This window comes from Janthinobacterium leeuwenhoeki (assembly GCF_051380795.1).
Taxonomy (GTDB): domain Bacteria; phylum Pseudomonadota; class Gammaproteobacteria; order Burkholderiales; family Burkholderiaceae_D; genus Janthinobacterium.
Window position 1 is genome coordinate 1 of sequence record NZ_JBNYXT010000018.1, and the last position, 13,465, is coordinate 13,465.

Here is a 13,465-nt window from a genome sequence, read left to right on the forward strand (position 1 = left end):
ATTGCAGAAAGACGCGAAGCATCGCGTCAACTTGAACGAAAAATGGGCTTGAACGGCTCATCGGTCGCCCATTTGGCGCGCCAACCTCGCCAGAAAACCGAATTGATCAGCGCTTCCTTAGTAGTTTTTATGCATGTTTCATGAAAATTTCTAATGCAGAGGTAATGGATGGTATCTTGATTTTTATCAATCACTTCATCTTGAAATACAAAAGAAATTTCATTATTATTAATTCTTCAACGTGATTGTTTAGTCAATAAAAGGAGGTCCATCATGCAAACGTTAACTATGGCTGAAGTGATGATGGTTTCTGGCGGTGATCGAGGTGATGCAACTGCAGGAGGGGCTGTCGGCGGTGCTGTTGCGGGGGTTACTTACGCAATTGCTAGAGGTGCGAGTCTAGGATTGCGAGCAGGAATTGGACTTGGTTTGGTCGGTATAGTCGGTGGGGCCATTATCGGTGGTGGTATCGGATTTATCGCCTATCAAGTCGTGAAATAGTGTTGTTTCGATATTTTTTAGTACCATTTTTATAATGTCAATCTTGTATTTTTAGGATGAAATTTATGTATGCTAAATATAAAAATAAATGGATTGGATTTTTATTGTTATTTATGCTTATTTCATTGGCCTCGATTTTTTTCCAACTGCATTTGGTTCAAAAATAACAATATCTCCCCTTTCTATTTTTGCAATAATAATGGTGTGTAATGTGTGGAATAGTTCTATTTTTCAAAGCGAAAATAAGGACCTTGGCACTTTTTTTAATAAAATATTTTTTATTAATTTGGCTGTGACGTGTTTATTTTCTTTTATTTTAATTGTTATTTATAAATTTTCTATTTTTGTTAGCCAAAATTAGTTAATTTTTTAAAATTTTCAAGATATGAAAAATAATATTTCATGATGTTGCTAATAATTAAAGTATATCGTACGAAATTTATTGTGGATTATTTTTTGGAACTTCTGAAAAAAGTGAATAATTTTGGACGATCAATTCAATGATACTTGCATGGCTGAGAGGCCAATTGCGCTCGTCAAATCACTATTTCGCCAAGAGGCTGTCGACTTTCTCAGTAATAAACAGTACGGCACAGTGCTGCTGGCGCGTCCTTTCAGTCATCTGTTTCTGACCTGGCTGTTCCTGGCCATTGCGCTGGGCATCGTCGCTTTTTTCATCTTTTTCAACACAACCCGCAAGGCAAATTCTCAGGGAGTACTGTTGCCAACCAGTGGCGTCATCCGCATCCTGCCAGGTCAGGCAGGCGTCATTGCCGCAGTGCGCGTTAAGGAAGGGCAGGCGGTACGCGCGGGCGAGGTGCTGTTCGTGCTGTCGGGCGAGCGCAGCAGCGCCAATGCGGGCGCTCCTCAGCAAGTCGTCTCGAACTTGCTGAAAAGCCGGCGCGACAGCTATGACGCGGAATTGCAGCAATCGCGCCTGCAATCGCGCCAGCGCATGGCAGCGAGGCAGCGCCGCGCCAGCGACCTGGCGGCGGAAATCGACCGCATGGACGATCAGATCGCGCTGCAGCAGCGCCGCATTACCCTGGCTGAACAATCCTACCAGCGCTACGGCGACCTGCACGCCACCCATTACATTTCATCCGCACAACTGCAAGACAAGCAGGCCGAGTTGCTGGACCAGCATCAGCGCCTGGCCGAACTGCAACGCATCAAGTCGGCTAGCCAGCGCGACCTGGCCACCACGCAAGCCGACGTGCGCGACTTGCAGGTGCAGGCGCAGCGCGACTCGGAAGGCTTGCAACGCAATGTGTCGGCCATCGAGCAGGACCTGACGGAAAACGAGGCGCGCCGCGAAATCCTCGTGCGCGCGGCGCAGGACGGCATGGTCACGGCCATCACCACCGAGCTGGGGCAGACCGTGGCGGCCAACAGCGTGCTTGCCTCCGTGCTGCCGCAAGGCGCCCAGCTGGAAGCGGAAATCTACGCGCCGTCGCGCTCGGTTGGCTTCATCAAGCCGGGCATGACGGTGCTGCTGCGCTACCAGGCCTATCCTTACCAGAAATTCGGCCAGTATCCGGCGCTCGTGCGCGAAGTGGCCAGCACCTCGCTGCGCCCCGAAGAGCTGGCGGTGCCGGGCGCCGTCAGCGGCACGAACGGCGAACCCTTGTACCGCATCCGCTTGAGCTTGCAGCGCCAGAGCGTGCAGGCGTATGGCGAAACCCTGCCCCTGAAGTCGGGCATGCTGGTCGACGCCAGCGTGCTGCTGGAACAGCGGCGCCTGTATGAATGGGTGCTCGAACCCCTGTTCAGCATTTCCGGGCGGCTGTAAGCCCCCATATTGATCTTCCCCAATACTCATGCACCTTCCTGATCTTGCCCACCTGTCCTTCTGGCGCAGCCAGCGCCTGCCCATCCTGCTGCAAACGGAAGCGGCCGAATGCGGCCTGGCCTGCCTGTGCATGGTGGCCAGCTACTGGGGCCACCAGACCGATATTTCCAGCATGCGCCGGCGCTTTTCCGTCTCCCTCAAGGGAGTGACGTTAAAAGGGCTGATGGCGATGGCACAGGGCTTGGCCTTGCATACGCGGCCCTTAAAACTCGACATGCAGCATTTGCCCGAGCTGAAGCTGCCCGCCATCCTGCATTGGGACTTGAACCATTTTGTCGTGCTCAAGTCCGTCTCCGGCAGCCATGCGGTGATCCACGACCCGGCCGTGGGCGAGCGCCGCCTGCCCTTGGCGGAAGTGGCGAAACACTTTACGGGCGTGGCGCTGGAACTGACACCCACCGCCGAATTCAAAAAGGCCGAGGAAAAACAGCAGTTTTCCCTGCTGTCGCTGATGGGACGCGTGGTGGGCTTGAAGCGCGGCCTGCTGCAACTGCTGCTGCTGGGCCTGGCCTTGCAGGTGTGCGCGCTGGTGGCGCCGTTTTATATGCAGTGGCTGGTCGATGAGGCGCTGCTGGCGGCCGACCGCGACCTGATCACGGTACTCGGTTGCGGCTTTTTTCTGCTGGTGCTGATACAGACGGCGATTGGTGCCGTGCGCTCGTGGATCACCACGGTGCTGGCCACCAATTTGAATTTGCAATGGCTGGGCAATGCCTTCGCCCACTTGCTGAAGTTGCCGCTGCCGTACTTCGAGAAGCGCCACACGGGCGACATCGTTTCGCGCTTCAACTCCATCCAGACCATGCAGCGCAGCCTGACGACGCAATTCGTCGAAGGCGCCATCGATGGCGTGCTGGTGCTGGCCACCCTGGGCATGATGCTGCTCTACAGCCCGCTCTTGGCCGGCGTGGCCTGTATCGCGGTGCTGCTGTATGTGCTGCTGCGCTGGGCCATCTTCAAGGCGCTGCGCGAAGCGACCGCCGAGCAGATCATCCACGCCGCCAAGCAGCAGACGCATTTTCTCGAATCGGTGCGCGGCATCCAGAGCATCCGCCTGTTCGGCCGCAATGAAGAGCGCCGCGCCAGCTGGATGAATGCGCTTGCCGACCAGTTCAACGCCGACCTGCGCATTACGCGCTTGTCGGTGTCGTACCAGACCGCCAATACCTTGCTGTTCAGCGCCGAACGGGTGATCGTCATCTGGATGGGCGCGCTGGCGGTGCTCGACAACCGTTTCTCGGTCGGCATGCTGTTCGCTTTTATCAGCTACAAGGATCAGTTCAGCCAGCGCATGGCCAGCCTGGTCGACAAACTTTTTGAATTGCGCATGCTGCGCCTGCATGGCGAGCGCGTTGCCGATATCGTCTTGACCCGCGCAGAAGAAGACAGCAACGATGTGGAAGTCGATGTCGAGCATATTTCGCCATCGATCGAGATCCGCAACCTGGCGTTTCGTTATGCCGACAGCGAGCCCTATGTATTGAGTGGCCTGAACCTGACGATACCAGCCGGCCAGTGCATTGCCGTCACCGGCCCGTCCGGTTGCGGCAAGACGACCCTGATGAAACTGCTGCTGGGGCTGCTGGAGCCGACCGAAGGCGAGATCCTGATCGGCGGCGTGACCCTGGCCAACCTGGGCATGAAAAATTACCGGCAACTGCTGGGCACCGTGATGCAGGAAGACAGCCTGTTTGCCGGTTCGATCGCCGACAACATCAGCTTCTTTGCGCCGTCGCCGAACCAGCAGCAGGTGCAGGCCTGCGCGCAACTGGCGGCCGTGCACGGAGAAATTGCCGCCATGCCGATGGGCTTCAATACCCTGGTGGGCGATATCGGCAGCGGCCTGTCGGGCGGCCAGAAGCAGCGTATCCTGCTGGCCCGTGCGCTGTACTGCAACCCGAAACTGCTGGTGCTCGACGAAGCGACCAGTCACCTGGATGTGTGGAACGAACAGGCCGTGAATGCGGCGATTCAGAAAATCCAGCTGACGCGCGTGATCGTCGCACATCGACCGGAAACGATTGCCATGGCGCAGCGGGTGGTGCTGCTGCACCAGGGCAAGGTGGTGCAGGATGTGATGCAGGCGGCGCAAGACGCTGCATAAAAAAAGCCGGCGCAAGCGCCGGCCAGAGCCCCCTAAGGCTCGAACCGGTCTACTTGTTCTTGTTGATCACGTCGATGAACACGGCCGCGAGCAGCACCAGGCCCTTGATCACCTGCTGGTAGTCGATGCCGATGCCCATGATGGACATGCCGTTGTTCATCACGCCCATGATGAAGGCGCCAATGACGGCCCCCATCACCTTGCCCACGCCGCCCGAGGCCGAGGCGCCGCCGATGAAGCAGGCGGCAATCACGTCCAGCTCGAATCCCGTGCCGGCCTTCGGCGTGGCCGTGTTCAGGCGCGCTGCGAAAATCAGCCCCGCCAGCGCGGCCAGCATGCCCATGTTGACGAAGGTGTAGAAGCTGACCCGCTCCGTCTTGATGCCGGACAGGCGCGCCGCTTTCTCGTTGCCGCCGACGGCATATACGCGCCGGCCCAGCACGGTGCGGTTGGTAATGAAGGTGTAGGCGACGATGAGCAGCGACATCACGGCCAGCACGTTGGGAAAGCCGCGGTACGACGCCAGCAGGTAGCTGAAATACACCATCACGGCGGCGAAGATGGCGTTTTTCAGCAGGAAGAAGGCGCGCGGTTCGTTTTCCATGCCGTGCTTCAGTTGCTTGGCGCGGCTGCGCAGCGAGGTAATAATCAGCGCCGCGGCGGCGATCACGCCCAGCAGCAGCGACAGGCCGCGCAGATTCTCGCCGCCGAACGGGTCGGGCAAAAAGCCCGAACTGAGCATCTGGAAGCCTTCCGGGAAGGGGCCGACCGACTGGCCTGCCAGCAGCGCCAGGGTCAGGCCCTTGAACACCAGCATGCCGGCCAGGGTGACGATGAAGGACGGGATTTTAAAGAAGGCGACAAAATACCCTTGCGCGCCGCCGATCACGGCGCCGGCCAGCAGGCAGAGGATGCTGGCGACGACAAAATTCATGTGGTAGTTGACGATCAGGACGGCCGCCAGCGCGCCGACGAAGCCGACCACCGAGCCAACGGACAAATCGATATGGCCGGCCACGATGACCATCAGCATGCCCAGCGCCATGATGACGATGTAGCTGTTTTGCAGCACCAGGTTGGTGAGATTGAGCGGCTGCATCAGGGTGCCGTCGGTCATGTACTGGAAAAAGCCCATGATGACGATCAGGGAAAGCAGCATGCCGTAGTCGCGCATATTGTTCTTCAAAAAACCAGCGTAGCTCTTGCCGGCCGGCGCGGTGGTGGTGCCTGCCGCTGCCCCCGCTGTCAATTTATTGTCCATTGTTTTCTCCGTGTGTAACGATCGCGCGCATGATGCGCTCCTGCGATGCTTCTGCTGCGCTGAGTTCTGCCGCGAAGCGGCCTTCGTTCATGACATAGATCCGGTCGCACATGCCCAGCAATTCCGGCATTTCCGAGGAAATCATGATGATGCATTTGCCTTCGGCGGCCAGCTCGCTGATGATGCTGTAGATCTCGTATTTGGCGCCCACGTCGATGCCGCGGCTCGGTTCATCGAGGATCAGGATGTCGGGACGCGAAAACAGCCACTTCGCCAGCACCACTTTCTGCTGGTTGCCGCCGGACAGGTTGACCACCTTTTGCAGGATGCTCGAGCAGCGGATTTTGAGCTTGCGGCGGTACTCGTCGGCCACGCCGAACTCGCGCGCCTCGTCGATGACCGTGCGGGTCGATACCGCGTCCAGGTTGGCCAGGCTGGTGTTTTTCTTGATGTCCTCTTCCAGGATCAGGCCCAGGCCCTTGCGGTCTTCCGTGACATATGCCAGGCCATGGGCGATTGCCTTGCCGATGCTGCTGACGTCGATTTCCTGGCCATTCTTGAGCACCGTGCCGCTGATGCGCTGGCCGTAGGCGCGCCCGAAAATGCTCATCGCCAGTTCCGTGCGCCCGGAGCCCATCAAGCCTGCGATGCCGATGATTTCGCCCTTCTTGGCATGCATGCTGATGCCCTTGATGACGGGGCGGTCGGCATGCTCGGGATGGAAGACGCGCCAGTCGCGCACTTCGAAAATGGTCTCGCCGATGGTGGGCGTGCGCGGCGGATAGCGGTCGGCCATCTCGCGCCCGACCATTTTTTCGATGATGCGGTCTTCGCTGACCGGTTCGACGCGGCAGTCGAAACTGTCGACCGTGTTGCCGTCGCGCAGCACCGTGATGGCATCGGCGACCCGTGAAATTTCATTGAGCTTGTGCGAAATCAGGATCGAGGCGATGCCCTGGGCTTTCAGGCCCAGCAGCAGGTCGAGCAGGGCCGCGCTGTCGCTTTCGTTCAGGCTGGCCGTCGGCTCGTCGAGGATCAGCAGCTTGACGTCCTTGCACAGTGCCTTGGCGATTTCGATCAGCTGCTGCTTGCCCACGCCCAGGTTGGTGATCAGGGTGTCCGGGGACTCTTTCAGGCCGACTTTCTGCAGCAATTCGCGCGTCTTCGCTTGCGCGTATTCCCAGTCGATGACGCCCATGCTGGACGGTTCGTTGCCGAGGAAGATATTCTCGGCGATCGACAGCTGGGGCACCAGCGCCAGTTCCTGGTGGATGATGATGATGCCGATTTCTTCGCTGTCCTTGATGCCGCGAAAGTGCCGCGTCTGGCCCAGGTAATTGATGTCGCCCGTATAGCTGCCATGGCCGTAGACGCCGCTCAGCACTTTCATCAGGGTCGATTTGCCGGCGCCGTTTTCGCCGACGATGGCGTGGATCTCGCCGCTGCGTACCCGCAGGTTGACATTGTCGAGCGCAACGACGCCCGGGAATGTTTTGCGTATCCCGCGCATTTCCAGGATAGTGTTCGTCATATAACCTCTCTGGCACGGCCGCGCTGGTCGGCATCGGTCGTGCGGCAGTCTTGTTCTGGATAGTGCATGAAGCGAAAGGCCCGGTAGCGCCGGGCCTTCAGTACCTTGGATGCTTATTTCACTTGCGCTTCCGTGTAGTAGCCGCTGCCGGTGACGAGCACCTGCTTCCAGTTCGCCTTGTCGACGATGACGGGTTTGAGCAGATAGGATGGCACGACTTTCACGCCGTTGTTATAGGTCTTGGTATCGTTGACGGTCGGCGTCTTGCCGCTCATCATCGCGTCGACCATGTTCGCTGTCACCTTGGCCAGTTCGCGCGTGTCCTTGAACACGGTCGACGCCTGTTCGCCGCGGATGATCGATTTCACCGACGGGATTTCCGCATCCTGGCCCGTGACGACGGGGAAGGGCTGTTTCGGCGTGCCGTAGCCGACGCCCTTGAGCGACGACAGGATGCCGATGCTCAAGCCGTCATACGGCGACAGCACGGCGTCGACACGCGCATTGCCGTAGTAGGCGCTGAGCAGGTTGTCCATGCGCGCCTGCGCCACGGCGCCATCCCAGCGCAGGGTGGCGACCTTTTCCATGCCCATCTGCTTCGAGCGCACCACCAGCTTGCCGCTGTCGATATACGGTTTCAGGACCGACAGCGCGCCGTTGTAGAAGAAGTGCGCGTTGTTGTCGTCGGCCGAGCCGCCGAACAGTTCGATATTGAACGGACCCTTGCCTTCCTTGAGTTTCAGCGCCGATTCGATATAGCCCGCTTGCAGCACGCCGACCTGGAAGTTGTCGAAGGTGGCGTAGTAATCGATGTTTTTCGTGCCGCGGATTAAACGATCATACGAAATGACCTTGATGCCCTTGTCGGCCGCTTTTTGCAGCACGTTCGACAAGGTGGTGCCGTCGATGGCGGCGATCACCAGCACCTTGGCGCCCTTGGTGATCATGTTTTCCACCTGCGCCAGCTGGTTCGGGATATCGTCGTCGGCAAACTGCAAGTCCGTCTTGTAGCCGCGCTCCTTGAATACCTTGACCATGTTGTCGCCATCGGCGATCCAGCGCATGGACGACTTGGTCGGCATCGAGATGCCGATAGCGCCCTTGTCGGCGGCGCTTGCCACGGGCATTACCGCCATGCCGGAGATGGCCAGCGCCAGGCTCGCGGTCAGCGTTTTCATTGTTGTTTTCATTTCATGTCTCCACCGTCTTCGATAGTTGAATGTGCCAGGGCCGTCGTCCCAGTGGGCGGGCTCTGTGCGGATGGCCGATTGCAGGCCACGGCTGATACTAGTTTGTCCCTCCATCCCTCACCAATCACTTTTTTCGCATCGGCGATATCCAAAACGGTATCAATGGGCCAATTGATGCAATGCGCCATGCCGCCCCTTTCCGCCTTCAGACAGGGCGGGAACGGGGGCCGGTAGGCGGCTTTTTTTGGTGCGCTGCAATACCAATCATCATCATTCAATTTGGTAATTTTCGTCATTGCGGCGACACAGGGCGGCGCGCAGAATCGGTCCGGACTTGAAGACCGGCCATCCCGTCACGACCTTTTGAAAGCTTGCCATGCAGCCGATTTCCCCCGCTTCCCTGTTGCCGACCCCGTTTCCGGCCGGGTCTTGCGCTTTTCCAGTAGCCAGGAAAGCGGCCATCTGTCTTCCGATGCGCGCTGTTTTTCCCTGCTGGCGCAGGGCGTGGAAGTACAGCCGGGACAGGTGACGCGCTTCAAGCTCGCCTACCGTTTTGGCGTGCAGGATATCGACGCGTTTGACATATCCGAACCGGTATCAATGATGTCAAATAAGTGATTGGTCAGATATGCGGGGCAGTTCTACCATGGGGCAGTTTTTCCCTCATTGACTTTTGCCCTGACCGACGCTGCGAACCTGCCCATGAACATACTCACCATCGATGCCGGCACCACCAATACGCGTACCTTGCTGTGGCGCGCAGGCGCCGTCATCGCCCAGGCGCAGCTGGAAACGGGCGTGCGCAATACCGCCATCGATGGCCATAACGGCGCGCTGAAACAGGCGCTGCGCGACACCATCGCCAGCGTGCTGGCCAGCGCGGGGATCGCGTCGTCCGAGGTGGACCTGGCGCTGGCCTCGGGCATGATCACCTCGCCCATGGGAGTGCAGGAAGTGCCGCATTTGCCGGCGCCCGCCGGCCTGGCCCAGCTGGCACAGGGCATGCAGGCGGTGGACTTGCCCGACGTGCTGGCGCAGCCCCTGTGGCTGATTCCCGGCGTGCGCAACCAGCATGGCGCCGTCGGCCTGCATAACGTCGAAGCGATGGACATGATGCGCGGCGAAGAGACGGAAGTCGTCGCGCTGCTCGAGCGCCTGCAATTGCGCGGCGCGGCGACCCTGATCATGCCCGGCTCGCATACCAAATTGATCAGCGTTGACGAACAGCGCCGCATCCTCGGCTGCAGCACCACCATCGCGGGCGAGCTGCTGCAGGCGATCACGCAGCACACCCTGATCAAGCAATCGGTCGATGGCGGTTTTGCGCAGACGCTGGTGCCGAAAATGCTGCTGGCCGGCGCGGCCGCGGCGCAAAAAACGGGGCTGGCGCGCGCCTGCTTCAGCGTGCGCACCCTGGGCCAGTTCAGCGCTGTCGAATGCAATGAGCGGGCCAATTTCCTGATGGGGGCTGTCCTCAGCGGCGACTTGCTGGCGCTGCGCAACAGCACCGCCATCCAGATGCGGCCCGATACGCCGCTCGTCATTACGGGCAAGCCTATGCTGCGCCAGGCGCTCGGCTTGCTGATCGAAGAACACGGATTTTTTTATGGCAAGCGCATCATCGTCGACGACCAGCAGCAAGACTATCTGGCTGGTCACGGTGCGCTGCTGATCGCCGCCGCGCGCGGCTTGATTTCCCCGCAGGAGACAGTATGAGCAGCAACAAGAACAAGCGTCCCTTGCGTTCGCAAGCGTGGTTTGGCGGCGACGACAAGGACAGTTTCATTCACCGCAGCTGGATGAAGAACCAGGGTTATCCCGGCGACGCCTTCGATGGCCGGCCCGTCATCGGCATCTGCAATACCTGGTCCGAGCTGACGCCTTGCAATGGCCATTTCCGCGACCTGGCCGAGATGGTCAAGCGCGGCGTGCTCGAAGCGGGCGGTTTTCCCGTCGAATTTCCCGTCATGTCGCTGGGCGAGACGAATCTGCGCCCGACGGCCATGCTGTTCCGTAACCTGGCCAGCATGGATGTGGAGGAGTCGATCCGCGCCAACCCGATCGACGGCGTGGTGCTGCTGACGGGCTGCGACAAGACCACCCCGGCCTTGCTGATGGGCGCGGCCAGCGTGGACTTGCCCACCATCGTGCTGTCGGGCGGCCCCATGCTGAATGGCAACTACCGTGGCAAACCGATCGGTTCGGGCACGGATGTGTGGAAGTTTTCCGAAGATGTGCGCGCCGGGCGCATGACATCAAACGAATTCAAGCAGGCCGAATCGTGCATGTCGCGCTCCGCCGGCCACTGCATGACCATGGGCACGGCGTCCACCATGGCCAGCATGGTCGAGGCGCTGGGCGTGACCTTGCCCGGCAACGCGGCCATTCCCGCCGTCGATGCGCGGCGCAAGCTGCAGGCGCAGCTGACGGGCCGGCGCATCGTCGACATGGTGCATGAAGACCTGAAACTGTCGCAGATCCTCACGCGCGACGCGTTTGAAAACGCCATCATGGTCAACGGCGCCATCGGCGGCTCGACCAACGCCGTGATCCACCTGCTGGCCATTGCCGGGCGCATCGGCGTGGACATGCGCCTCGCCGACTGGGACCGCCTGGGGCGCGACATTCCCTGCCTGCTGAACCTGATGCCATCGGGGCAGTACCTGATGGAAGACTTTTACTACGCGGGCGGCCTGCCCGTGATCATCCGCGATCTGCTGGGCAAATTGCATGGCGAGGCGCTCACCGTCACGGGCGCCAGCATGGCCGTCAACGTGGCCGAAGCGGAAAATTTCAATCCAGAAGTGATCACGCCGCTGGCGCAGCCTTTCAAGGACGAGGGCGGCATCGCCGTCCTGCATGGCAACCTGGCCCCGCGCGGCGCCGTCATCAAGCCTTCCGCCGCCTCGCCGGAACTGATGCAGCACCGTGGCCGCGCCGTCGTCTTCAACAGCATCGAGCATTACAAGAAGCGCATCGACGATCCCGCCCTCGATATCGACGCCAGCTGCGTGATGGTGCTGCAAAATTGCGGCCCGCAGGGCTATCCGGGCATGGCCGAAGTGGGCAATATGGGACTGCCGAAAAAACTGCTGGAGCAGGGCGTGCGCGACATGGTGCGCATCTCGGACGCGCGCATGAGCGGCACGGCCTACGGCACGGTGGTGCTGCACGTGGCGCCGGAAGCGGCCGTGGGCGGGCCGCTGGCGCTGGTGCGCGATGGCGACATGATTGAACTCGACGTGGCGGGACGCCGTTTGCACCTGGACGTCGACGAGGCCAAGCTGGCGCGCCGGCGCGAAGAGTGGCACGCTCCCGAGCCGGCCATGAAGGGCGGCTACCAGTCCATGTACATCAAGCACGTGACACAGGCCGACGAAGGCGCGGACCTCGACTTTCTCGTCGGCTGCCGGGGTTCCGCCGTTCCGCGCGAATCACACTAAAAAAGGAAAAATGATGGGGACACGGGCCCAATTACTGGTCGATGCGCAGAACTTCCTGGGCGAGGGCGTGCGCTGGTGCGAGCGCAGCGGCCGCGTTTTCTGGACGAATATCGAAGGCTGCCAGCTGCATGCGCTGGCGCTTGCCACGGGTGAACGCCAGAGCTGGGCCATGCCCGAGCGCCTGGCCTGCTTTGCGCTGACGCACAGCGACGAGGTGCTGCTGCTGGGACTGGCCTCCGGACTGGCCTGGTTTGACGCGCGCAGCGGGGCCGTCACGCCCTTGCACACGGTGGAGGCGGACTTGCCCATGACGCGCCTGAACGATGGCCGCTGCGACCGCCAGGGACGCTTTGTCTTCGGCACGCTCGATGAGCGCCCGTGCCGCGATGCCATCGCCAGCTTCTACCGCCTCAACCTGGACCTGAGCCTGGAACGCTTGCCGCTGCCGCAGATCGCCATCTCGAACAGCATCTGCTTCAGCGTCGATGGCACGGCCATGTATTTCTGCGACTCGATGAAGAAGGCGATCTACCGCTGGGATGATTACTTGGGGGGCGACGCCAGCCGGGTGCGCGTGTTTGCCGTGCTCGATCCGGGACCCGGCGCTGCCGACGGCGCCACCATCGATGCGGATGACTACCTGTGGAGCGCGCAGTGGGGCGCGGGCACGGTCTTGCGCTTCGCGCCGGACGGCAGCGTCGAGCGCAAGATCAGCCTGCCCGTATCGCAGCCCAGCTGCGTGAGCCTGGGCGGCCCGCATTACGACGAATTGTTCGTCACCACGGCCCGGGAGAGCCTGAGCCCGGCCCAACTGGCGGGCGAACCGCTGGCCGGTGGATTGTTTCATGCGCGCCAGGTGGACGTGCGCGGTTTGTCGGAAGTGCGCTTTGGCGCCCTGCCGGCCTGACAGGAGAGAGCATATGCAAAAACACACGGTTTTCGAGGGCATCCTCGAACGGGGCATGGTCGGCATCGTGCGCGCCGGATCGGCGCAGGCGGCCGTGCAGATCGCCGAAGCGTGCATCGCCGGCGGCGTCACGGCGCTGGAAGTGGCGTTCACCACGCCCGATACCCTGGGCGTGCTGCGCATCCTGCGCGAACGCCATGGCCATGACGTGCTGCTGGGCGCGGGCACGGTGCTCGATACGGAGACGGCGCGCGCCGCGATTCTGGCCGGCGCCCAGTTCATCATCTCGCCCGGCGTGAACGTGGAGACCATCACGCTGTGCCAGCGCTACCAGGTGCTGTCCATGCCGGGGGCGATGACGCCGACGGAAATCGTCACGGCCCTGCAGGCGGGCGCCGACATCGTCAAGGTCTTCCCCGCCGAGATGTTCGGCCCCGCCTACATCAAGGCCCTGCGCGCGCCATTGCCGCAAGCGCCGTTGATGCCGACGGGCGGCGTGACGGTGGAAAACCTGCATGCATGGTTTGCCAGTGGCGCCGTGGCCGTGGGCATCGGCAGCAGCCTGAGTGGCCCGGGCGCCACGGGAGACTATGCGGCCGTGACGGCGCGCGCGCAGGCTTTCGTGGCGAAGATGGCGAGCGTGCGCAAAGCTAGGTCTTCAGGCTAGCTCCCGGCG

General features: G+C 60.6%; 11 protein-coding genes. 8 read left to right on the forward strand and 3 right to left on the reverse strand.

The window, feature by feature from the left end; genetic code table 11:
- The first annotated feature begins 273 nt into the window (after nucleotides 1–273).
- From ACQ4WS_RS15180 to ACQ4WS_RS15190, 3 genes are all read left to right on the forward strand, one after another.
- Nucleotides 274–501 carry a hypothetical protein gene (locus ACQ4WS_RS15180; RefSeq protein WP_436477524.1) on the forward strand — a complete coding sequence of 76 codons (228 nt, stop codon included), beginning with the start codon at nucleotides 274–276 and terminating at the stop codon, nucleotides 499–501.
- 511 nt (nucleotides 502–1,012) lie between these two features.
- Nucleotides 1,013–2,293 carry an HlyD family secretion protein gene (locus ACQ4WS_RS15185; RefSeq protein ID WP_436477526.1) on the forward strand — a complete coding sequence of 427 codons (1,281 nt, stop codon included), beginning with the start codon at nucleotides 1,013–1,015 and terminating at the stop codon, nucleotides 2,291–2,293.
- A 28-nt stretch (nucleotides 2,294–2,321) separates the two neighbouring features.
- Entirely contained in the window at nucleotides 2,322–4,457 is a 2,136-nt protein-coding gene (locus ACQ4WS_RS15190; protein WP_436477527.1) for a peptidase domain-containing ABC transporter, read from the forward strand.
- A 49-nt stretch (nucleotides 4,458–4,506) separates the two neighbouring features.
- Here ACQ4WS_RS15190 and mmsB read toward each other — a convergent pair whose 3' ends face one another.
- From mmsB to chvE, 3 genes are all read right to left on the reverse strand, one after another.
- Nucleotides 4,507–5,718: a multiple monosaccharide ABC transporter permease gene (mmsB, locus tag ACQ4WS_RS15195; RefSeq protein ID WP_436477529.1), complete on the reverse strand. Its 1,212-nt coding sequence runs from the start codon at nucleotides 5,716–5,718 to the stop codon at nucleotides 4,507–4,509.
- Nucleotides 5,708–7,249 carry a multiple monosaccharide ABC transporter ATP-binding protein gene (gene mmsA, locus ACQ4WS_RS15200; protein ID WP_436477530.1) on the reverse strand — a complete coding sequence of 514 codons (1,542 nt, stop codon included), beginning with the start codon at nucleotides 7,247–7,249 and terminating at the stop codon, nucleotides 5,708–5,710. Before mmsA ends, mmsB begins: the two co-directional genes overlap by 11 nt.
- A 113-nt stretch (nucleotides 7,250–7,362) precedes the next feature.
- On the reverse strand, nucleotides 7,363–8,385 hold the full coding sequence (gene chvE / locus ACQ4WS_RS15205) for a multiple monosaccharide ABC transporter substrate-binding protein (RefSeq protein ID WP_436477668.1): 1,023 nt from the start codon (nucleotides 8,383–8,385) through the stop codon (nucleotides 7,363–7,365).
- A gap of 333 nt (nucleotides 8,386–8,718) precedes the next feature.
- Between chvE and ACQ4WS_RS15210 the strand changes: the two genes are divergently transcribed.
- The 5 genes from ACQ4WS_RS15210 (at nucleotide 8,719) to ACQ4WS_RS15230 (ending at nucleotide 13,456) form a co-directional block, all read left to right on the forward strand.
- Nucleotides 8,719–9,057: a hypothetical protein gene (locus tag ACQ4WS_RS15210; protein WP_436477532.1), complete on the forward strand. Its 339-nt coding sequence runs from the start codon at nucleotides 8,719–8,721 to the stop codon at nucleotides 9,055–9,057.
- An 84-nt stretch (nucleotides 9,058–9,141) separates the two neighbouring features.
- A complete protein-coding gene (locus tag ACQ4WS_RS15215) occupies nucleotides 9,142–10,155 on the forward strand; it encodes a 2-dehydro-3-deoxygalactonokinase (RefSeq protein WP_436477534.1) in 1,014 nt (337 codons plus the stop codon).
- Nucleotides 10,152–11,882, forward strand: a complete 1,731-nt coding sequence (gene araD / locus ACQ4WS_RS15220) for an L-arabinonate dehydratase (RefSeq protein ID WP_436477536.1) — start codon at nucleotides 10,152–10,154, stop codon at nucleotides 11,880–11,882. The genes ACQ4WS_RS15215 and araD overlap by 4 nt, the downstream gene beginning before the upstream one ends.
- A gap of 13 nt (nucleotides 11,883–11,895) precedes the next feature.
- The gene (locus ACQ4WS_RS15225; protein WP_436477538.1) at nucleotides 11,896–12,789 is read left to right on the forward strand and encodes an SMP-30/gluconolactonase/LRE family protein; all 894 of its coding nucleotides are present in this window, start codon (nucleotides 11,896–11,898) and stop codon (nucleotides 12,787–12,789) included.
- A gap of 13 nt (nucleotides 12,790–12,802) precedes the next feature.
- Complete coding sequence (locus tag ACQ4WS_RS15230) at nucleotides 12,803–13,456, forward strand: bifunctional 2-keto-4-hydroxyglutarate aldolase/2-keto-3-deoxy-6-phosphogluconate aldolase (protein WP_436477540.1); 654 nt, start codon at nucleotides 12,803–12,805, stop codon at nucleotides 13,454–13,456.
- Nucleotides 13,457–13,465: the final 9 nt, after the last annotated feature.

Bases quoted from the DNA above. Each gene is read 5' to 3' on its own strand.
- ACQ4WS_RS15215 (WP_436477534.1), top strand. From the start codon at position 9,142: ATGAACATACTCACCATCGATGCCGGCACCACCAATACGCGTACCTTG.
- araD (WP_436477536.1), top strand. From the start codon at position 10,152: ATGAGCAGCAACAAGAACAAGCGTCCCTTGCGTTCGCAAGCGTGGTTT.
- mmsA (WP_436477530.1), bottom strand. From the start codon at position 7,249: ATGACGAACACTATCCTGGAAATGCGCGGGATACGCAAAACATTCCCG.
- ACQ4WS_RS15190 (WP_436477527.1), top strand. From the start codon at position 2,322: ATGCACCTTCCTGATCTTGCCCACCTGTCCTTCTGGCGCAGCCAGCGC.
- ACQ4WS_RS15185 (WP_436477526.1), top strand. From the start codon at position 1,013: ATGGCTGAGAGGCCAATTGCGCTCGTCAAATCACTATTTCGCCAAGAG.
- ACQ4WS_RS15225 (WP_436477538.1), top strand. From the start codon at position 11,896: ATGGGGACACGGGCCCAATTACTGGTCGATGCGCAGAACTTCCTGGGC.
- mmsB (WP_436477529.1), bottom strand. From the start codon at position 5,718: ATGGACAATAAATTGACAGCGGGGGCAGCGGCAGGCACCACCACCGCG.
- chvE (WP_436477668.1), bottom strand. From the start codon at position 8,385: ATGGCGGTAATGCCCGTGGCAAGCGCCGCCGACAAGGGCGCTATCGGC.
- ACQ4WS_RS15180 (WP_436477524.1), top strand. From the start codon at position 274: ATGCAAACGTTAACTATGGCTGAAGTGATGATGGTTTCTGGCGGTGAT.
- ACQ4WS_RS15230 (WP_436477540.1), top strand. From the start codon at position 12,803: ATGCAAAAACACACGGTTTTCGAGGGCATCCTCGAACGGGGCATGGTC.